The 20,840-nt window shown below is 59.1% G+C and carries 18 protein-coding genes and 1 tRNA gene; 7 read left to right on the top strand and 12 right to left on the bottom strand.

Annotated elements, in window-relative coordinates; translation table 11 throughout:
* Window positions 1–15: 15 nt before the first annotated feature.
* Window positions 16–2,676: an alanine--tRNA ligase gene (gene alaS, locus MTP36_RS05015; RefSeq protein ID WP_249253905.1), complete on the bottom strand. Its 2,661-nt coding sequence runs from the start codon at window positions 2,674–2,676 to the stop codon at window positions 16–18.
* Between the two features lie 436 nt (window positions 2,677–3,112).
* Window positions 3,113–3,541: a hypothetical protein gene (locus MTP36_RS05010; RefSeq protein WP_249253903.1), complete on the bottom strand. Its 429-nt coding sequence runs from the start codon at window positions 3,539–3,541 to the stop codon at window positions 3,113–3,115.
* A gap of 215 nt (window positions 3,542–3,756) precedes the next feature.
* Between MTP36_RS05010 and MTP36_RS05005 the strand changes: the two genes are divergently transcribed.
* Window positions 3,757–4,707, top strand: a complete 951-nt coding sequence (locus tag MTP36_RS05005; protein ID WP_097782507.1) for an RluA family pseudouridine synthase — start codon at window positions 3,757–3,759, stop codon at window positions 4,705–4,707.
* 54 nt (window positions 4,708–4,761) lie between these two features.
* On the opposite strand, the gene MTP36_RS05000 is transcribed toward MTP36_RS05005, so the two are convergent.
* Window positions 4,762–5,781: an alpha-hydroxy-acid oxidizing protein gene (locus MTP36_RS05000; protein WP_249253901.1), complete on the bottom strand. Its 1,020-nt coding sequence runs from the start codon at window positions 5,779–5,781 to the stop codon at window positions 4,762–4,764.
* Between the two features lie 262 nt (window positions 5,782–6,043).
* Here MTP36_RS05000 and MTP36_RS04995 point away from each other — a divergent pair.
* Both MTP36_RS04995 and MTP36_RS04990 read left to right on the top strand, forming a co-directional pair.
* Window positions 6,044–6,135, top strand: a tRNA-Ser gene (locus tag MTP36_RS04995).
* Window positions 6,136–6,255: 120 nt separating this feature from the next.
* Window positions 6,256–7,146, top strand: a complete 891-nt coding sequence (locus MTP36_RS04990) for a hypothetical protein (RefSeq protein WP_249253899.1) — start codon at window positions 6,256–6,258, stop codon at window positions 7,144–7,146.
* Window positions 7,147–7,214: 68 nt separating this feature from the next.
* Here the strand turns inward: MTP36_RS04990 and MTP36_RS04985 are convergent, their stop codons facing one another.
* Window positions 7,215–8,033 carry an RICIN domain-containing protein gene (locus tag MTP36_RS04985; protein ID WP_249253897.1) on the bottom strand — a complete coding sequence of 273 codons (819 nt, stop codon included), beginning with the start codon at window positions 8,031–8,033 and terminating at the stop codon, window positions 7,215–7,217.
* Between the two features lie 280 nt (window positions 8,034–8,313).
* Here MTP36_RS04985 and MTP36_RS04980 point away from each other — a divergent pair, with 280 nt between their 5' ends.
* From MTP36_RS04980 to MTP36_RS04965, 4 genes are all read left to right on the top strand, one after another.
* The gene (locus MTP36_RS04980) at window positions 8,314–9,702 is read left to right on the top strand and encodes an MATE family efflux transporter (RefSeq protein ID WP_249253895.1); all 1,389 of its coding nucleotides are present in this window, start codon (window positions 8,314–8,316) and stop codon (window positions 9,700–9,702) included.
* A gap of 121 nt (window positions 9,703–9,823) precedes the next feature.
* The gene (locus tag MTP36_RS04975; RefSeq protein WP_249253893.1) at window positions 9,824–11,452 is read left to right on the top strand and encodes a DUF5046 domain-containing protein; all 1,629 of its coding nucleotides are present in this window, start codon (window positions 9,824–9,826) and stop codon (window positions 11,450–11,452) included.
* Window positions 11,453–11,469: 17 nt separating this feature from the next.
* Window positions 11,470–12,465 carry a substrate-binding domain-containing protein gene (locus MTP36_RS04970; protein ID WP_249253891.1) on the top strand — a complete coding sequence of 332 codons (996 nt, stop codon included), beginning with the start codon at window positions 11,470–11,472 and terminating at the stop codon, window positions 12,463–12,465.
* A 97-nt stretch (window positions 12,466–12,562) separates the two neighbouring features.
* Window positions 12,563–13,093 (top strand): hypothetical protein, encoded by a 531-nt coding sequence (locus MTP36_RS04965; protein WP_005920240.1) that lies wholly within the window; start codon window positions 12,563–12,565, stop codon window positions 13,091–13,093.
* 66 nt (window positions 13,094–13,159) lie between these two features.
* On the opposite strand, the gene plsY is transcribed toward MTP36_RS04965, so the two are convergent.
* The 8 genes from plsY to MTP36_RS04925 form a co-directional block, all read right to left on the bottom strand.
* Window positions 13,160–13,831 carry a glycerol-3-phosphate 1-O-acyltransferase PlsY gene (gene plsY / locus MTP36_RS04960; protein WP_249253889.1) on the bottom strand — a complete coding sequence of 224 codons (672 nt, stop codon included), beginning with the start codon at window positions 13,829–13,831 and terminating at the stop codon, window positions 13,160–13,162.
* 18 nt (window positions 13,832–13,849) lie between these two features.
* The gene (gene der / locus MTP36_RS04955) at window positions 13,850–15,193 is read right to left on the bottom strand and encodes a ribosome biogenesis GTPase Der (RefSeq protein ID WP_005920245.1); all 1,344 of its coding nucleotides are present in this window, start codon (window positions 15,191–15,193) and stop codon (window positions 13,850–13,852) included.
* Window positions 15,194–15,243: 50 nt separating this feature from the next.
* Window positions 15,244–16,581, bottom strand: coding sequence for a DUF512 domain-containing protein (locus tag MTP36_RS04950; protein WP_249253887.1), 1,338 nt, complete (start codon window positions 16,579–16,581; stop codon window positions 15,244–15,246).
* Between the two features lie 92 nt (window positions 16,582–16,673).
* Window positions 16,674–16,853, bottom strand: coding sequence for a 50S ribosomal protein L32 (gene rpmF / locus MTP36_RS04945; RefSeq protein ID WP_005920250.1), 180 nt, complete (start codon window positions 16,851–16,853; stop codon window positions 16,674–16,676).
* A 23-nt stretch (window positions 16,854–16,876) separates the two neighbouring features.
* Entirely contained in the window at window positions 16,877–17,380 is a 504-nt protein-coding gene (locus MTP36_RS04940; RefSeq protein WP_249253885.1) for a YceD family protein, read from the bottom strand.
* Window positions 17,381–17,525: 145 nt separating this feature from the next.
* On the bottom strand, window positions 17,526–17,930 hold the full coding sequence (locus MTP36_RS04935) for a hypothetical protein (RefSeq protein ID WP_005944262.1): 405 nt from the start codon (window positions 17,928–17,930) through the stop codon (window positions 17,526–17,528).
* Between the two features lie 61 nt (window positions 17,931–17,991).
* Window positions 17,992–19,323, bottom strand: coding sequence for a glucose-6-phosphate isomerase (locus MTP36_RS04930; RefSeq protein ID WP_005920256.1), 1,332 nt, complete (start codon window positions 19,321–19,323; stop codon window positions 17,992–17,994).
* A gap of 225 nt (window positions 19,324–19,548) precedes the next feature.
* Window positions 19,549–20,781, bottom strand: a complete 1,233-nt coding sequence (locus MTP36_RS04925; RefSeq protein ID WP_249253883.1) for a D-alanyl-D-alanine carboxypeptidase family protein — start codon at window positions 20,779–20,781, stop codon at window positions 19,549–19,551.
* Between the last annotated feature and the right edge of the window lie 59 nt (window positions 20,782–20,840).

The following is a 20,840-nucleotide window of genomic DNA, read 5'->3' as shown; positions in this document are numbered from 1 at the left end:
GGACATGGATCTTTTTTAGCCCAGAGCCTTCTTGACGATGGCGCTCACAGCAGCCAGTGCCTCGTCGATCTTGGTCTCGTCCTTCAGACCGGCCATTGCAAAGTCCGGCTTGCCGCCGCCCTTGCCGCCTGCGATAGCGGACAATTCCTTGACCAGCACACCGGCCTTGAGGCCCTTTTCCTGTGCCAGCTTGTTCACGGTAACAGCCATGGTGATCTTATCCTCGGCCTTGCCCACCAGAACAGCCACCACGGGGTTCACGGCCTTGTCGCGGATGCTGTCGCACATGCCGCGCAGGGTGTCGCCGGTGGTACCGGTAAAGTATGCAGAAGCGATCTTCACGCCGTCTGCTTCCTCGGCATTGTCGAACAGGCTGTCCACCTTGGAGGCGGCGATTTTGGCCTTCATCTCCTCCAGCTCGCGGCTCATGGCCTTGTTCTCAGCCATCACAGCCTCGGCGCGGGCGGGCAGAGCAGCCACGTTGTTGGCCTTGAGGGTGCTGGCCACATCATGCAGCATGGCCTCCTGCAGGTTTGCACGGATCAGCAGGTTGCGGCCGGTGACAGCCTCGATACGGCGGATGCCGGCAGCCACAGAGGACTCGCTGACGATCTTGAAGCCGCCGATCTGGGCGGTGTTCTTGACATGGGTGCCGCCGCAGAACTCGGTAGACCAGCCCTCGATATCCACCACGCGGACCACCTTGCCGTACTTTTCGCCAAACAGAGCCATTGCGCCCAGCTTCTTGGCTTCCTCCACCGGCATCTCCTGCACGGTGACGTTCATGGAGTCGAAGATCTTATCATTGACGATCTTCTGCACCCGTGCCAGCTCCTCGGGGGTCACGGCGCTGAAGTGGGTAAAGTCGAAGTGGGTGATGGAGGCATCCTGATAGGAGCCTGCCTGATGCACATGGTCGCCCAGAACCTCACGCAGGGCAGCCTGCAGCAGGTGGGTAGCGGTGTGGTTGCGGGCAATGGCCATGCGGTAGCCCTTGTCCACCTGTGCGGTCAGCACATCGCCAACCTTCACGATGCCGCTTTCCAGCACGCAGGTGTGGACGTAGTAGCCCTTGGGGGTCTTTTTCACGTCCAGCACGCGCAGGCTGCACTCAGCACCGTTCAGCACACCATGGTCGGCAGCCTGACCGCCCATCTCGGCGTAGAAGGGAGTCTTATCCAGCACCACCAGCACGCCGTCCTTTGCCTCCTCATCGGTGGCAATGGCATCGGTCAGGGTCTCTTCATCGCTCAGCGCCACAACGGTGCCCTTGTCGGTCAGGGTGTCGTAGCCGGTAAAGACGGTAGGCTCGGCTTCCAGTGCGCCGAACAGATCCTCGCTCCAGCCGGAGATGTTCTTCTTCAGACGCTCAGCACGGGCGCGCTCCTTCTGCTTCTTCATCTCTGCGTGGAAGCCGTCCTCGTCGATCTCCAGACCCTGCTCGGCGGCGATTTCCTTGGTCAGATCCAGCGGGAAGCCGAAGGTATCGTTCAGCTTGAAGGCGTCCATGCCGCTCAGCAGCTTCTGGTGTGCCTTCTCCAGACGGTCGATCATGTTGTTCAGGATGTTCATGCCGGCATCGATGGTGCGGGCAAAGTTTGCTTCCTCGGTGCCGATGACCTTCTTGATGTAGGCGTCATGCTCGCGCAGCTCGGGGTAAGCGGACTCGCTGGACTGGATGACGGTCTCCACCAGATCCACGAGGAAGGGGTGGTCGATGCCCAGCATCCGGCCATGGCGGGCGGCACGGCGCAGCAGACGGCGCAGCACATAGCCGCGGCCCTCGTTGGAAGGCAGGATGCCGTCAGACACCATAAAGGTGCAGCTGCGGATATGGTCAGTGATGACGCGGATGGAGATATCGGTCTTGGGGTCCTGCTTGTAGGTCTTGCCTGCAATATGCTCCACATGGTGCAGCACGCTCTGCACGGTATCTACCTCGAACAGGTTGCCCACGTTCTGCATCACGCAGGCCAGACGCTCCAGACCCATGCCGGTATCAATGTTGGGGCGTGCCAGACGCTCGTAGTGGCCCTTGCCATCGGCATCGAACTGGCTGAACACGAGGTTCCAGATCTCCATATAGCGGTCGCAGTCGCAGCCCACGCCGCAGGTCGGCTTGCCGCAGCCGTACTCGGGGCCGCGGTCAAAGTAGATCTCGGAGCAGGGGCCGCACGGGCCGGAGCCGTGCTCCCAGAAGTTGTCCTCCTTGCCCAGACGCACCATGTGGTCCGGGGCGATGCCAACCTTCTTGGTCCAGATATCGTAGGCCTCGTCGTCCTCCTCATAGACAGAGATGTGCAGACGATCCTTGGGAATCGCCATCCACTCATCGCTGGTCAGGAACTCCCATGCCCAAGGGATGACCTCCTCCTTGAAGTAATCCTGGAAGGAGAAGTTGCCCAGCATCTCAAAGAAGGTGCCGTGGCGGGCAGTGATGCCCACGCGCTCGATATCCGGGGTGCGGATGCACTTCTGGCAGGTGGTCACGCGATGACGGGGCGGCTCCTCCTGTGCCAGAAACCACTTCTTCATGGGTGCCATACCGCTGTTGATCAGCAGCAGGCTGGGGTCGTTCTTGGGTACCAGGGGGAAGCTGTCCAGACGCAGATGACCCTTGCTTTCAAAGAAGCTCAGGTACTTTTCGCGCAGTTCATTCAAACCGGTCCATTGCATAGATCTTTCTCTCCTCAATCGTCTTTGGCGCTCAGGCGCCGTTTTTATGCTGTTATGGCAGAGGGGCGGCACGGAGAAAAAACAAAAAACAGCCCTCATCCCAAAAGGGACGAAGGCTGCTTGTGCATCAAACTCCGTGGTACCACCCAAATTGCAAAGGATTACGTGTCCCCTGCCGCTTTCGGCGCGTTAACGCTGCGCAGCGTCCGGTTTACATTCGCCGGAAGCTCCGGGGTGGCGCGAAATGATCCCGACCGGAGCACCTTACAGCCGTGGGCGCTCTCTCTGGACGGTGGTGTGTGCATTTCTGACCCCATCATTGCCATCTGTCATAATTTTACATTCCGCAAAGCAGACACAATGTCTCTTTGCGTACAGCTAAATTATAGCATACGCAAAACGTTTGTCAAGACCTGTTTAACACGCCGCATCGCGGTCATTCATCATCTTCACACCCCAGCTCTCCGAACTCATCCTTCAGAAAATCGATTGCATTCTCCACGCTGCCGCATTCTTGAGCCAAACGGATCGCTCCCCGAATCCAGTCCTCATCAAAGCCTTCCTCTTCCATCTTCTGCGCGAGTTCAGCATATTCCTCCGGGATGCTTTCCTCCAGCACTTTCTGCAACTTCTCCAGATTTCCGTCATCGATGACAGCATCAACAGTCTTTTCGATCTGTTCCATGCAAACTTTTTTCAGTACCTTTGCATTTTCAGACTGACAGCCCACTCTCGCCGCAAACATGATAAAAAACCATGCCATTCCATCGCAGAAATCCTCTACAAGCTTCACAGTGCCCACTTCATCCGTTTCCGTAAAAATCAGATTCAGTTCATTTTTTTCCGTATCCTGTTTAAAAATCATTTTTGTTTCTCCTTTTTGTCTTGCAGTTGCCCTTTAGCGGAGTTGCTGACCTTACTACTGTATTTTTTCATTCAAGCTTTCGTTGTTGCTTTTTACCCCCTTTCTGTTCTGCCATAAAAATAAGATTTTCTGTGCTTGACGCGCGGTTTTACTTCCGTTACAATAAAAACAACGTAAAGCTTATTCTTATTATCGCGTATAGAGAGGAATTTCCCGTGAAAATTTTAAAAGTAAAGTGTCTTGCCCCTACCCGGCTGGACAATTATCTGACCCAGCAGTACCCCGCCCTGACCCCCGGCCGCCTGAACAAGGCACTGCGGGAGAACAAGATCAAGCTGAACGGCAAAAAGCAGCCGCTTTCCACCCGCGTGATGGCAGGCGACGAGATCAAGCTGTTCATTCTGGATGACGTGCTGGACGCCGACCGCCGGGTGGAAGGCCCCGCGTGGAAGAACGCCCGCACCCCGGCGCAGGTGGTATACGACTGCCCGCAGATCCTGATCGTGAACAAGCCCGCCGGCGTTGCGGTGGACGGCCCGGAGGACGACACCCTGCTGAACCGTGCGCTGCTGTACCTGAACAAGCAGGGCGAGTACAAGGAGAACGACCTGTACACCCCCGCCTTGTGCCACCGGCTGGACACCGGCACCAGCGGCCTTGTGATCATTGCCAAGACCCCGGAGGCCGAGGAGCTGTTCCTTTCTGCCATCAAGAACCGCGAGGTGCAAAAGACCTACCTCTGCGTCACCTTTGGCCGTCCCATGCCGCCGGACGCCACCTTGGGCGGCTATCTGCTGAAGGATGCTGACCGCGGCATCGTGAAGATCGTGGAGGACAAGCAGCCCGGTGCCAAGGAGGTGGAGACCCGGTACGAGACCATCGCCGTCTCCGGCCGTCTGGCCCTGCTGAAGGTGCAGCTGATCACCGGACGCACCCACCAGATCCGCGCCCACATGGCAAGCATCGGCTGCCCCATCCTTGGCGACAGCAAGTACGGCAATAACAGCGCCAACCGGGAGCTGAAGCTGAAGTATCAGGCGCTGTGCGCATGGGAGCTGACCATGCCCCGCTTCACCCAGCCGGACTTTGCCTTCCTCAGCGGCAAGACCTTCCACGCCCCGAAGCCGTGGTATTACCAGCAGGTGCTGGACGGCACTTTGAAGTAACAAAAAGGAGATGCCCTGCAGGGCATCTCCTTTTTGTTACTTACAATAGAACGCTCAGACCCGCACCATATCCGGGGTGATCTCCGCCAGCGTATGGGCACCGCACATCTGCATGGTGTCGGTCAGTTCCCCGGCAAGCTTATCGATGTAGCACTTCACGCCCTCTGCGCCGCCGCCGTAAACTGCGGTCACGAAGGGGCGGCAGATCAGAACGCCGTCTGCGCCCAGCGCCAGCGCCTTGAACACATCCACACCGGTGCGGATGCCGCCGTCTACCAGTACCTTCACGCCGGTGCCCTTGAGGGCTGCGGCGATCTCTGGCAGCACCTCGGCGGTGGCGGGGCACTGATCCAGCACACGACCGCCGTGGTTGGACACCACGATGGCGGCGGCACCGGCCTGCTTCGCCTTCAGTGCGCCCTTAACGGTCATCACGCCCTTGACGATGAAGGGACGCTCGGCCAACTGCACGATCTCGGTCAGTTCCTCCACGCTCTTGCTGCCGGCGGGCGGGGTCATGTTTTTCAGGAAGGGCAGACCCGCCGCATCCACATCCATAGCCACGGCAAAGCAGCCGCTGGCCTTGGCCTGTGCCATTTTCTCGCGGATGGTGTCGATGTTCCACGGCTTGATGGTGGGCACACCGCAGCCGCCCGCAGCGCCGATGGCGCGGGTAGCCATCTCCATCACGGTGGGGTTGGTGCCGTCGCCGGTAAAGGCCGCAATGCCGTTTTCGGCACAGGCGCGCACCAGCACGTCATTATAGGTCATGTCGGTGTAAGTATCGGAGTAGTGCAGGTTCACTGCGCCCACAGGGCCTGCAAAGAAGGGATAGCGGAAGCTTTTGCCGAACAGCTCCAGCGTAGTGTCCGGTGCACCGCCGGGGCACAGGGTATCCATGTTCACCCGGATATCGGCCCACTTATTATAATTGCGGATAGCGGTATCGCCCACGCCCTTGGCACCCGGGCCGGGGATCTGGTTTTTACAGGCCACGCCGTTGCACACCGGGCAGGCCTTGCAGTATTGACCAATGCAGGTACGGGCATTGGCAAGCACTTCAGGATAAGTCATAAAAGCATCCTCCTTATATTTCCCGCCGCTGCGGCACAAAATGACCCACCGCAGTGCTCTTTGCCCTCAATATAGACCTATTTTTAAGGTGCGTCAAGGGCTTTTTGTGCTTTCCATCCATGCGGCAGAATACTTTCTCGCGTTTTTTCGTCATTTTTAAAAAAGTCTGATTTTTTTCAAAAAAATCCTTGACAAAAAGCCTGCTTTCAGGTATTATAGTGGAGCGCCAAGGGCACCCGCCCAAAGGCAGAACAAAAGATGTGGAAAGATGGCTGAGTTGGTCTAAGGCGCACGACTGGAAATCGTGTAACGTGTCAAAAGCGTTCTGGGGTTCGAATCCCCATCTTTCCGCCAGAAACCTGAAACAGAAATGTTTCAGGTTTTTTGTTTTGTCCGCAGTTTGCGGCGCTTGACATTTGCGTGCAGTTCCGTTATGCTGAAACAAATACGTTTTACCGGAAGGAGAGGTTTCCCATGGCATCTTCCCACAAAAAGCGCACTGGTCTGCGGGCGGCGCTGATCGTTCTGCTGTGTCTGGTTTTGGTGTGCGCGGTGGTTGCGGCAGTGCTGTACAGCTTCGTCAGCCGCAAGATCAAGGCATTCCAGAGCGGTGCCAGCTTTGCGCTGGACTACACCATCACCTCCACCGAGGCCGAGCCCCCTGCCCTTTACGCCCTGCTGGACAAGTTCGGCGGCACCACCGGCAGTCTGACCGGCCAGTACACCCCCCGGGCGGTGCAGCTGGCGCTGTACCCAACGGGCACCAGCACCGTCAACGATGCCCCTCTGACCCGGATGTACATCAGCGAGGAAGAGACCCTGTACGACGCCGGACAGCTGTACAACAAGCTGCGCAGCACGGTTGTAGCCGAGTATCCGCTGGCAAGCCTGCTGCTGCCGGGCTGGTCGCTGGGCAGCTACATCTCCCAAGACCAGCTGGCTACCCTGCTGGGGGTAGACCCCACTGCCACCAGCTTGCAGCAGGTAAACGACTTTCAGCTGGATCTCAAGCAGCTCAAAACCGTGCAGCCCGCCAACGCCAAGGAAGGCTACCTTTACCTTCAGCTGCCGAACCTCGCCGCCGGTGAGGATGCGCCGCAGCTGATTCTGGGCATCGAAAAGCAGGGTCTGCTCAAGACCCAGTCCCCTAAGGTGCACATCCTTCTGGACGTGCCCGCCCACCATATCCATGCGGAGCTTTCCGGCACCGTGACTGCCGCCCAAACCGAGGTGACCGCGCCCACCTCCCGGATGCAGGACTCTGACGTGGAAAGCCTTGTGCAGCTGCGCAAGACCATCGAGAGCATTGTGCAGTTCGTGCAGACCGCCGCCCAGAGCGACGATGCTGCCGCCCCTGCTGCATAAAAAGCTTCTATAAACGCAAAAAATCGGACAGACTGCGGTCTGTCCGATTTTTTGCTGTTTAAAGCTTTTTACTTCTTTGCGGTCTTTTTGCAGGGTGCACGCTTTGCCTTGGGCTTTGCGGCGGCAGGTGCGGCCTTAGTTGCAGGGACAGCAGTCTCGGTCTTGGTCTCCACGGCGGGGGCAGCCTTCACCTCTGCGGCGGGGGCAGCAGGCTCAGCCTTTGCCTTAGCAGCCTTCTTCGCAGCGGGCTTTTCTTCCTTGACCGGCTCTGCGGCCTTTACTGCGGGCGCAGCGGGCTTCTCCTCCACCTTCTTGGTGGTGCTGGGCTTGCGGGCTGTGGGCTTCTTGGCGGGAGCGGCTTCCTTGGCCGGTGCTGCCGTAGTCTCAGCAGCGGGTGCTTCCTCGACCTTAGCAGCACGCTTTACGCGATCCTTTACCTCAGAGATGACCCACAGCTGGTCGCCACCGCCGGGTACTTCCTGCCAGATCTGCAGCACAGCGCCCACCTCAGCACCGATGCCCACGGTGTCCACGCACTTGCCGCCTGCCCAGGAGGAGCGCAGACGCACAGTGCCCTCCGGGGTGTGCTCCACCTTCCACATCTGGGACGTGCCACCCACGTCCTCCCACAGGTGCAGCCAGGTGCCGTTGGCAGTGCCGGTCATGGTCAGATCCAGTAACTTGCCGGAAGCACGGTTGCGGATGCGGTACACACCATCGCCCTCGCGGACAAAGCTCCACTCCTGCTCGGGCTTGTGGTCATACTTGCCCAGACGGACAGTACCGCCGTCCTTGCTGCCTTCCACTGCCTGAATGACATTGCCGGTGTGTGCGGCAATGGTATAAAAGCGGTCGGCCTCGATCACGGTTTGTGCTACGGATTTCATGTATAAATCCCTCCCAATCATAAAATGCACAGATTTTTCCAATTCCTTCTTATAAAGAATACCACATATCGTGATTTTTCACAAGCAATTCGACAATTCTTTAGCATTTTATATAGAAAGCACCCTGTTTTCGCCTGCTTTTTCGCCCCTTCGCAGGGGAGAAAGGCCGTTTTTTCTTTCTCTCGACATTTTGCCGCAACTGCGTTATACTGTTTCTATCAGGACTATCTGCCGCTCTGGAAGGGGCGGCTTTCTCGTTTTTGAAGGAGGATATTTGCCCATGACCCAGCAGGACCGCACTGCGGTGCAGTATCACAAAATGACCGAGACCCCTATCCCCCGGCTGATCCTCAGTCTGGCCGCGCCCACGATTTTAAGTATGCTGATCACCAGCATCTATAATCTGGCCGATACCTTTTTTGTGGGGCGCATTTCCACCAGCGCTTCCGGCGCGGTGGGTGTCGTTTCCAGCCTGATGGCTATCATACAGGCGCTGGGCTTTATGCTGGGGCACGGCTCCGGCACCATCATCAGCCGCCGCTTGGGCAGTCAGGATACCCACGCCGCCACCCGCTTTGCTTCCACCAGCTTTTTTACGGCGCTGGCCTTTGGCGTAGTGCTGGCAGTGGTCGGTCTTGCCACCCTGCCGGACTTCATGATGCTGCTGGGCAGCACCGAGACCATTCTGCCCCACGCCTGCGCCTACGCCCGGCCTATCCTGCTTGCCGCCCCGCTGATGATCTCCAGTCTGGTGATGAACAACATCCTGCGGTATGAGGGCAAGGCGAACCTTGCCATGGTCGGGCTGGTCACCGGCGGACTGCTGAACATCGCGCTGGACCCGCTGTTCATGTTCGCTTTAGGGCTGGGCACTGCCGGTGCCGGCATTGCCACCGCCCTCAGCCAGACCATCAGCTTTGGCATTCTGCTGTATATGTTCCTGCGGGGCAAAACGGTCAGCCAGTTCCGGCTTTCTGCCGTCACCCGGGAGCCGCGCGAGTTTTTGCAGATCCTTGCAGGCGGCGCGCCCAGCTTTGGCCGTCAGGGGCTGAACAGCATCGGCGGGATGCTGCTGAACATTGCCGCCCGCAGCTACGGCGATGCCGCCGTGGCGGGCATGAGCATCGTGTCCCGCATTTTTATGTTCATCCTCTCGGTGGCCATCGGCGTGGGACAGGGCTTGCAGCCGGTGGCGTCCTTTAACTACGGTGCACGCAAATACCACCGGGTACGGCAGGCTGCCATCTTTACCCTGAAAGCCGCCTTTGCGCTGCTGGTGGTGCTGATCGCGGTGTGCTGGTGGAACGATGAGGCTCTGATCCGGCTGTTCCGGGACGACCCGGAAGTCACCGCCGTGGCGCTGCCTGCCTTCCGCTACCAGTGCTTTGCCGTCCTTTTGCAGCCAGTGATCGTAGTGGCCAATATGACCTTTCAAAGCGTGGGCAAGGCCGGGCGCGCCACCTTTCTGGCTTGTTGCCGGCAGGGCGTGTGCTTTATCCCGCTGATCCTTGTACTGCCCCGGGTGCTGGGTCTTGTGGGCGTGGAGCTCTGCCAGCCCATTGCGGATGCGCTCACCTTCTTCATTTCTCTGCCCTTTTTGCTGGCCTTTCTGCGGCAGCTGGAGCAGATGAACAAGGCAGAAGCGTCCCATGCCCCGGCACAGCTGTAATGCAATTGTAACCATTTTTAGCCGCATTTTTCTGCAAACTCTGCAATGAAAAATGCGGCTGTTTCGTATTCTGAGTGAACGGAAAAATTTTCCTCCCTGTTTTTGCAAAGGAGTGTTTTTTATGAAGCGTGTTGTCTTGCGTATCGGCTGCGGGGCGGCCTGCGCAGCCCTTGCCCTTACTTTAGGCTGCGGCTGTGCCCTGCTGCCGCCCGCCACCGGCGTGCCGGGCGCTGCAAGCTCTGCCGTTTCCGTGCCCACGGACGACAGCGGCAAGCCCCTGTACGACCCCGCCGTGCTGAACGATGGCCGTCTGCGGGTGCTGTACTGCTATGGCCGTTCCGGGAGCAGCACCACCATCCTGTGCGGCAGCACCCCGCTGCACCAGTCTGCCCGCAGCGAAAACGTCTCGCTGGTGCAGGACAGCACTACCGGCACCGCAGACTACTGGCTGCGCAGCTGGTCCGACCCCACCGGCCGGGGCGGGCGCCGCACCGCCCTGTACGATAAGACCGGCACCGAAGTGATGTCCTTTGAGGGCGAGCAGAACGCCACCCTGCAAAACGGCCTGCTGGTGCTGCAGGAAAGCCGCCTGATCGACGGCGGATACGTCCCGGAGTCCGGCTACGGCACCTGTCAGGTCATCGACCTTGCCACCGGCGCAGCACTGCCGGTGCCGGAGGGCGCATACAGCTGCACCCTATGCGGCGATAAACTGGTGTTCAGCTGCTACGCCCGCCCGGAAGGGCTGGACGATTACGACTGGGATACGGATTACCAACAGAACAGCTGGGTGGTGGTGCAGGAAAAGGACGGCACCCCTGTCTACCGCGCCGATGCCGCCTCGGCCTACCGCCTTTTCTACGACAGCGACACCCTGAGCGACTGGGTGGAGCTGGACGTTGCCACCGGGGAAGAAACCACCGACCGGATTTTGTACAACGTCCTGACCGGCGAGCAGTGCACAGGCTTTTTACAGGTCTACCCGGGCGGTCTTGTCAGCTTTTCCACCGGCGACGGCCGGTACGAGCTGCGGGATATGACCACCGAGGACCGCGGGCTGATCGCCGCCTTTGACGAGCAGCCCAGCCAATATTTCCCGGGCTATGTGGTAACATGGCACAGCGGCGAGGATCATGGCTACGAACTCTATGATCTGGAGACCGGTACAAAGACCCCGCTGTATGATGTGGACGCCACCGACAGCACCATAGCCGTCTACGCGCTGGACGGCAGCCTGCGGGTTTACAGCAAGGATAACGGCAAGCTGCTGACCGAAACCACCGTAGAGCCGGTGGAGCACCAGCAGCGGGTACGGATGAGCAACTGCGGCAGTGGCTATGTCTGGCTGAAATTGCAGGATAACGACCGCTACGAGACCACCGCCACCCGACTGTACGGCCCGCAGGGGCTTGTCAGTGACCTGACCGCCCTGCAAGGCAAATACAGTTACGTCAACTACCTGACCACCGACCCTGACGGCAGACCCATGTTCTACGGCAGCCGCGATGCTGCGGGCAGCGCCTACGGCAACGTATGCGATGTGCTGGATGCAGACGGCAAGGTAGTATTACAAGGACTTGCCAGCTGCGCCGGGTACTATTCCAACAGCCTGAACGCCCTGCCCGACCATGTGTTTGCCGCACAACGGGGCTTCTATGTGGGCTGGATGGACACAAGCGGCAACTGGCTGTACTGCCAGAGCATTTTCTCGTCTGCCGCTGCGGACGATGAACCGAGTTACGGCTATTGAGTTAGGAGGGCTTTTTTATGAAAAACACTAAAATTTCCCGCCGCAGCTTTCTGCTGGGGCTGGCTGCCTGCTCCGCTGCCGGGGTGCTGACCGCCTGCAAGGGCACGGATGCGCCCTCCGGCAGCACCGCTTCCTCTGTGGTAGAACAGCCCGCATCCTCTGCGGCATCCTCGGCTGTGCAGCAGGCAGAGCCGTTTTTGACCGTGGAGGAGTTTCCCCCGCTGGACGGCAGCACCGCCTGCATCCCGCTGATGGCGCAGATGCTGGCCGATACCACTGGCATGGACCTGGAGGAAGCCCGCAGCAGCATTACGGTGAGCACCACCGCCTACGCATGGGAGAACTTTGGCCTGTACGACACCACCACCCGGATGCTGGTGGTATACGAAGCGCCGGACTATGTAAAGGAAGAGCTGCAAAAGGCCAATGTGCAGCTGGAACAGAAACCCATCGGGGTGGACGCGCTGGTGTTCATCGTCAACGAGGACAACCCCGTGCAGGCGCTTACCCGGCAGCAACTGCGGGACATCTATGCCGGAAAGATCACCAACTGGAAGGATGTGGGCGGCAAAGATCAGGCCATCGTTGCCTTCCAGCGCGGCGAGGACTCTGGCAGTCAGACCCTGTTCAAAAAACTGCTCATTCAGGGCGGCGAACTGATGACCCCGCCCTCTGAGCTGGCACCTGCTGCCATGGGTGAGCTGGTGGACAGCATTGCCGATTACAACAACAGCGCCAACGCCATCGGCTTTTCCGTGTATTACTACATCGACCAGATGTATTCCAAGCCCGGGCTGCGGCTGCTGGCGGTGGACGGCGTGACCCCCAGCAACGACACCCTTGCCGATGGCAGCTACCCCCTGTGCAACGATTTTTACGCCGTCATCCACCCGGATACCGCCGCCGACAGCCCGGAGCGCCGCCTGTACGACTGGCTGGACACCGCTGACGGCATCGCCTGCATCCAGAAGGCCGGGTACGTTCCGGCACAGTCTGCCGCCAAGGAGAATTGATTTTTCCATGAATTGACAGCCCGCCCGCATTCTGCTACAATCTAACCAGAAGTTTGTCGAATCCTGTTTAGCAGAATGCCGAAAGGAAGGTCTTACTATGGAACATCCCTCTCACCCGGTAGAAAGCCACTGGCGTACCTCCCTGCGCAACCGCATTATTCAGGCTTCCAGTCTACTGGAAGTGCTGTTATCCGGGCTGGTGCTGATTGGTCTGCTGCTCAGCGTTGTGCCTCTGATCCGCTGGATGCCCGGCCTGCTGTTCGATGGCAACGAGGCAGAGATCCGCACCTTTCTGGAGCGCAGCTTGGACATTGTGATCGGCATTGAGTTCATCAAGATGCTGGCCAAGCACAGCCCCGGCAGCAGCCTTGAGGTGCTGCTTTACGCCATTGCCCGCCATCTGGTGGTGGGACACGATTCCGCCGTGGAGAACCTGCTCAGCGTGGGCGCCATCGCGCTGATCTTCATCGTGCGCAAGTTCTTCTTTGTCCCGGCCTTTGGCGCGCACCTGCCGGACGGTCATCCTGCGCCGGATCTTACCCCCGCCCAGAGCGGCATCCCCGCCGACTGGTTCCGTCGGCGGCATTCCGAAGCAAAGCCTGAGGAAGAGACCGAGACAAAGGAATAAGCATATACAAAAACCACCCCGCAGCAGCCGGTAAAAGGCTGTTGCAGGGTGGTTTGTTGTTTTGTGTTATTTGTCCTGTTTTTTGCCGTGACGGCCAAAGCGGTACTCCTTGCCCTCGCGGATGCGCTGGATGTTGGAGCGGTGCATGTAAATGACCATCGCACCCATGATCACCGAGCCGATGGTGCACACGGTAAGGTCGGCGGCAGAGTAGCCCCGGAACACACCGTACAGGATGGTGAGCACCGGGTAGAGTGCTGCCATGGTCACGCTGCCCAGCGATACCATGCCGGTGGGCAGCAGGCAGGCCAGAAAGATGACCGCCAGAAAGGGGATCAGCACCGGCTGGATGGCCAGAATGGTGCCGCCCGCCACCAGCACACCCTTGCCGCCCTTGAAACCGAAATACAGGGGCTTCAAATGGCCGATAATGGCAAAGATGGCGGCAAGGTACACCGCCAGATACGGCGAGAGCGTGGTGCTTTCCGGCATCTGGGTGAACAGCCAACGACCGATGCACACCGCCAGCACGCCCTTGAGCACATCACCAAAGGCGGTAAGTGCCGCTGCCTTTTTACCGAAGGTGCGCAGCATATTGGTCATGCCTGCAGCGCCGCTGCCGTACTTGCGCACGTCATCGTGGTACAAAAACTTGCTGACGAGGATACCGGTGTCGATGCTGCCCAGCAGATACGCCTGCACAGCGGACACCACCGCGATGAGAACAGATTTCATCATCTGAGCCTCCCTGACGTGTTATACGTCCTTGGCACCCACTTCGCCGGAGCCGCGCTCCCGCACGACCAGACGGATGGGCGTATGCTCCAGACCAAAGTTTTCGCGGATCTGGTTAATGAGATACCGCTGATAGCTGAAGTGGAACAGGTGCTTTGCGTTGACGAAGGCCACGAACGTAGGGGGACGGGTGGAGGCCTGCGTCAGGTAGTAGATCTTCAGGCGGCGGCCCTTGTCGCTGGGGGGCTGCATCCGGGCGGTAGCGCGGGCCAGCATCTCGTTCAAAACGCCGGTGGGCACGCGGGCGCCGTTCTCGGCATCCACATCCCGGATCAGCTGCATCAGCTTGTTCACATTGTAGCCGGTCTGGGCAGAGATGAAGATGATGGGTGCGTAGCCCATAAAGCTGAAACACTCGGCATAGCCGCGGCGCTGCAGCTCCATGGTGTTGGTCTCCTTGCCTTCCACGGCATCCCACTTGTTCACCACAATAATGCAGGCCTTGCCCTGCTCGTGGGCGTAGCCTGCCACCTTGCTGTCCTGCTCGGTAAAGCCGACGGTGGCATCCACAAGGATCAGCGCCACGCGGCTGCGCTCCACAGCGGCCAGTGCACGCACCACCATGTAGCGCTCCAGACCATCGCTGATGTTGCTGCGCTTGCGCAGACCGGCGGTATCGGTAAAGATGAACTTGCCGTAGGCGTTGTCCACCGGGGTGTCGATGGCATCACGGGTGGTGCCGGCTTCATTAGCCACGATCATGCGGTTCTCGCCCAGAATGCGGTTGGTCAGGCTGGACTTGCCCACGTTGGGACGGCCGATGATGGCAACGGGGATGCGATCCTCCTCCACCACGGTCTCGCTGAAGTCCAGATGGGCGCACACGGCATCCAGCAGATCACCCGTGCCGTGACCGTGCACGGAAGAAATGGGCATCACCTCGTCAAAGCCGAGGTTGTAGAACTCGTACAGCTCCATGGGAGCCTCGCCCACCTTGTCGCACTTGTTCACAGCCAGAATGATGGGCTTGTGGCTGCGGCGCAGCATGTGCGCCACATCCTCGTCCGCTGCGGTCAGGCCGTTGCGCACGTCCGTGACCATGATGATGCAGTCGGCGGTGTCAATGGCGATCTGCGCCTGCTCACGCATGTGGGCCAGAATGCCCTCGGTAGCCTTTGGCTCAATGCCGCCGGTATCCACCAGCAAAAACTCGTGGCCGTTCCACTCGCAGTTGGCGAAAATGCGGTCGCGGGTAATGCCCGGGGTATCCTCCACAATGGCAAGGCGCTGGCCGCACAGCTTATTGAACAGGGTGGATTTGCCCACGTTGGGGCGTCCCACCACTGCTACGATCGGTTTGCTCATGGGGTCTCCTCCTTTCTTAAAAGGGGTAAAATACAACAAAAATGGCGCTATCAGCTGCCGCTCTTTCTTCTGCGGGCAATGTGCAGGCCGCTGCGCAGCAAGGCGCGGGCTTCGTCCCCGCCTGCCGTGGGCAGCACCTCCACCTTTACGCCCAGCCGCTCTCCCAGCTGCTCCACCGTGATATCGTCAAGGAAGGTATCCTTTTCCTCCCGCAGCATCACAGCCGGGATGCCCAGCGTTTTGGTGGCAAGCCTGCCATCGCACTGAGCGATGATATCGGTGGCGGTAATCAGGCCGGTCACACCCACATTGCCGCCGAAAAAGCGGTTCTGGATGGTGTGGACGTGCACAGTGATCATGGGGTACTGCCGGTGCAGCTCCTCCATCATGCGGGTGATGAGGGGCGCTGCCATGGTGCCGGTGACCACGTCCAGTTCCTTGGTGCCGTAGATCCGGTGGGGCTTGTCCAGCTCTGCCAGAAACTCTTCCTCGAACAGGCGCATCATGCCCACGCCGTTTTCCAGCTGGTCGTAGTCCTCGTAGAACGCCGCCGCAGGGATGGGGCGGCCTGCCTTGAGGTACCATTCATCGCTGGGGTAGATGATGCGCTTGCCGTGGCGGCGCTTGCATTCATCGCCAAACTCTTCCATAATGTCGATGACCTCGGCACTGGTCTTTGCATCGTAGGGCACCTGCGGGTACAGATTTTTGCGGTAATCCGTAATGCCGCAGGGCACGGCTGCAATGCTTTGCACCATGGGGGTCAGCTCCAGCAGGTCGGCAAGGGTGCGGCGCAGCTCGTTGCCGTCGTTCACGCCGCGGCAGAGCACCAGCTGGCAGTTGACGGCAATGCCGCCCTCCACCAGACGGGGCAGGTACTTGAGCACCTCGCCGCCGCGCTTATTGGCCAGCATGCGCACCCGCAGTTGGGGGTTGGTGGTGTGCACCGAGATGTTGATCGGCGAGATGTGCATCTTGATGATGCGGTCGATCTCGTGATCCTGCATATTGGTCATGGTGATGTAGTTGCCGAACAAAAAGCTCAGCCGCTCGTCATCATCCTTGAAATACAGGCTCTCGCGCATACCCGGGGGCAGCTGGTCGATGAAGCAGAACATACAGTGGTTGGAGCAGGAATGCTTTGCATCGCCCAGATAGGTCTTGAACCCGCAGCCAAAGGGGCCGCGCTGCGGCCGCTGCACCTCCCACTCCCGGATGCCGTCCGCTACCCGGGCTTTCAGGTGGAAGCTGCTGCTGTCGGTATAAAAATCGTAATCCAGCGTGTCGTTCAGCTCGTTGTCGTCCACGCTCAGCAGCTCGTCACCGGGGGCAAGGCCAAGAGCCTCGGCCTCGCTGCCGGCATCCACCTGCTCGATCCGAATCGCCATCTGCATCCACCTCCTTTAAAGCACAAGAAGGGGAAGGCTTTGCGCCCTCCCCTTCTGTACATAACACCATTATGCCACCAATTACGCGCAAATTAGGCCTTCTTGATGACTTCCTCGCCCTTGTAGTAACCGCAGTTGCCACATGCCTGGTGGGGGAGCTTCAGAGAGCCGCAGTTGCTGCACTTCACCAGTGCGGGGGCCTCCAGCTTCCAAACATTGCTGCGACGCTTGTCGCGGCGGGCCTTGGAAAGATGTCTCTTAGGTACTGCCATATTTTTGCACCTCCTTGATGGGTTTATCTGTTCAGCAGTGATTTAAGGATCGCGAGCCTAGTGTCTACGGGGGCATCGGTCTGCTCTGCCGGTGGGCAGGTGCATTCCGCTTTTTTCTTACCGCACTGCGGGCAAAGCCCTGTGCAGTCGGGGCTGCAAAGCAGCACCGTAGGGATCTGGAACATAAACTCCTGATTAAGCCATTCGTCTACATCCAAACGCCCTTTTTCATCCAGCGGAAGATCGAAATCCGGGTCATCCAGATCCCGCTCCTTGACGATCCACTCCGTATCGACTGTCTCTTCCCGGATGACCGGGTCCAGACAGCGGGCGCACTCTCCGTGCACCGATGCCTTTGCCCGCAACGTTATCTGGACCTCGTCGCCATCGGTCTGCGCATCAAAGACGGCTGTGACCGGCTGCGGGATCCTTGCACCGGCATAATCGTACGCAGATAAATCACACTGAAACTCTGCATGGTACGGTTTTACGCCGGTCGTGATAAACTTTCTCAGGTCAAATTGCATAGTACACCTCTGAAAAGGCTGCTTTGTTAGTATAGCGCCAAAGCAACCCTTTGTCAACACCAAAACAGGCAGAAAACCGAAAAAATTTATTTTTCTCCGGTCTTCTGCCTGTTGGAAAAGCCTTTAGCCCTGTTCTTTTATCAAATTACAGGTACTTCTTCACATCATGGGGCAGTGCGGCCTCGTCTGCGCTGACGGTCACGGTGACCTTGACGCTGTCGCCGGCAATGGCTGCCATCTCGTCCAGTACAACGCCCAGACGGTTGATATCGTGATCCAGCACCTTCAGGATGCCGTCAATGTACAGGTCGGTGATGTCGTAGTTGCTTGCCATCAGGCCGGCCACAAAGCCGTACAGCATTTCGCCGCCAGAGATCTTGTACTCGTCCAGATCGATCAGACGTGCTGCAGGAGCGATGTCGTAGGTGAGCTTCATGCCCTTTTCCACGACGACCACGTTGCCTTTGGAGGTCTTGACCGCGTCGTTGATCTGGTCGATCATAGCCTTGGTCTTGCCGGAGCCCTTGGTACCAACAATCAGTTTAATCATAGTTCAGTCCTCCTGTATTTTCCACGCCTTGCGGCGGGAGATCATTTTTTACGTTCAGCTTTTACTTCAGCTTTGCTTCCAGCTCTGCGGTCAAACCCTCGTAGCCGGGCTTGCCCAGCAGGGCGAACATGTTCTTCTTGTAGCTTTCCACACCGGGCTGGTTGAAGGGGTTCACGCTCAGCAGATAGCCGCTGCAGGCGCAGGCACGCCAGAAGAAGTAGATCAGGTAGCCCACATTATAGGCAGACAGGTCGTCCACCTCGATCAGCACCTCGGGCACGCCGCCGTCGGTGTGTGCCAGAATGGTGCCTTCCATAGCCTTGCGGTTGACCACGCTCATGTTCTGGTTTGCAAGGAAGTTCAGGCCGTCAAAATTGCCCTCCAGCGGGTCGATGAACAGATCCTGTGCGGGCTTCTTCACGTCCACGATGGTCTCGAACATGATGCGGGCACCTTCCTGAATGAACTGACCCATGGAGTGCAGGTCGGTAGAGAAGATGCAGCTTGCGGGGAACAGACCCTTGTTGTCCTTACCCTCGCTCTCGCCGAACAGCTGCTTGTACCACTCGTTCATCAGGGTGAAGTCCGGCTCGTAGCACTCCAGGATCTCCACAGCCTTGCCCTTGCGGTACAGGATGTTGCGGATAGCGGCGTACTTGTAGGCGTCATTGTCGGGGCTCAGTACGGAGAAGCGCTCCATAGCGTCGGCAGCGCCCTGCATCAAAGCGTCGATGTCGATGCCGGCAGCGGCGATGGGCAGCAGACCCACGGCGCTCAGCACGGAGTAGCGGCCGCCCACGTCATCGGGAACTACAAAGGTAGGCCAGCCCTGTGCGTCAGCCAGCTGCTTCAGGGTGCCCTTGGCACGGTCGGTAGTGGCGTAGATGCGCTTGTTGGCTTCCTCCACGCCCATCTCCTTTTCCAGCAGCTCGCGCAGCACACGGAAGGCCAGAGAGGTCTCGGTGGTGGTGCCGGACTTGGAGATGACGTTGATGGAGAAGCGCTTGCCCTTGCACAGGCTGATGATATTGTTCAGGTAGGTGGGGCTGATGCTGTTGCCGCAGAAGTAGATCTTCAGACCATCCTCCAGCTCATTGTGGTACATACCCTTAACGGCTTCCACAACAGCGCGTGCGCCCAGATAGCTGCCGCCGATACCGGCCACGACCAGAACGTCGGAGTCCTCGCGGATCTTGGCAGCAGCTGCCTTGATGCGGGCGAACTCTTCCTTGTCGTAATCCCGGGGCAGGGTCATCCAGCCCAGAAAATCGCTGCCGGGGCCGTTCTTGGCTTCCAGTTGCTTGTGGGCGGCTTCCACCTGCGGGTAGATGGCTGCATATTCCTCTTCGCTGATGAAGCTGGAGAGGTGTTTCGTGTTCAGTGCGACACTCATTTTATTAAAACCTCCAAACGATCTGCCGGGCCTTTGCCCTGCGAGGAAATATCTTGGTATAAGTGTACCGTTCCCTCCGGGTAAAGTCAAGGTCAAATTCCTTAGATTTCATACAATTTTAATAGTGTTTTTTTGTTTCTTCATCCAGATTTGTTCAGGTATCCAACAGTCCCGCCGGGCGTCCGGCGCACTTTTGTGCGCTGAAGCGCCTTTTTCGGTGCAGGGTCAGGCTGCTGTTCCCCGCAGGCTGTCCCACAGCAGCCGCAAGGCGGTGCCAAAATCCATGCACGGCGCATCGGCGGCGGCGCACACCGGGTACTCCCCCTGTACGGCTTCGCCGCACAGCAGCTGTGCCTTGCCCACCGTCTGCCCCCGGGTCACCGGGGCTTCCAGCGTGTCGGGCAATTCCAGTTGCACGGTCAGCTGTCCGGCGCTTTCGGCGGGCAGCAACGCGGTCTGCGGCAGGGCAGCGTAATCCAGCGGAACAGTCTCCTCCGTGCTGCCCTTTACTTTTAATTGCAGCGGACGCTCCTGCGGCAGGGGCACCGGTGCGGCGCGGTAAGCCGCAAAGCCGTAGTCCAGCAGGGTGGTGGCGGCTTCGAACCGTTCCTTACTGGAAGGTGCACCCAGCACCACGGCGATGAGGTTCAGCCCGTCCCGGGTGGCGCTGGCGGTAATGCACACGCCCGCTCCGCCGGTGGTGCCGGTCTTGAGCCCGGTGATGCCGTTGTAACGCCGCAGCAGCTTATTGGTGTTCACCAGCTGGGTCTGCCCGCCCCGCAAAGTGTCCGTCCAGATGCCGGTATAGTGCAGCACCTCCGGGCAGGTGTTCAGGATAGTGCGGCTCATGATGGCAACATCCCGTGCGGTGGAAAGATGTCCCTCGGTGTCCAGCCCGCAGGCGTTGCGGAAAGTGGTGTGTTCCATGCCCAGCTCTGCGGCGCGGGCGTTCATCTGCTGCACAAAGGCGGGCTCGCTGCCGCCCACCAGCTCCGCCACCGCCACCGCTGCGTCATTGGCCGAGGACACACAGATGGCCTTGAGCATCTCGTCCAGCGTGAACTGCTCCCCGGGCTCCAGCCAGATCTGACTGCCACCCATGTGGTAGGCGTGCTCACTGACCGGCACGGCGGTGTCCATAGTCAGCCGCCCGGCGTGCACCGCCTCAAAGGTGAGCAGCAGGGTCATCACCTTGGTAATGGAGGCAATGGGCATAGTCTGGTCTGCATTCATCTCGTAAAGCACCGCGCCGCTGGTCTGGTCAATGAGCATCGCCGCGCGGCAGGGCAGGGTAAGCTGCGGCGGGGTGACTGTCAGGGTCTGCACTGCCGGTTCCGCCTGCGCCTGCACCGCCGGTTGGATGCGCAGTCCCTTGCCCTGCGCCGTGCCAAAGGCCAGTGCAAACAACCAGAAGCAGACCACCCCCGCGCACAGCAGCGCCAGATTTCTCCGTTCCATTCCTCATACCTCCCCGCGCAAACTCTCTTTTTGCAGTGTATGCCGCCGCCCGCGCCGGT

Origin of the sequence: Faecalibacterium sp. I4-1-79 (assembly GCF_023347235.1) — a bacterium.
Lineage (GTDB): Bacteria > Bacillota > Clostridia > Oscillospirales > Ruminococcaceae > Faecalibacterium > Faecalibacterium tardum.
This window is presented reverse-complemented; position numbering and strand designations above follow the sequence as displayed.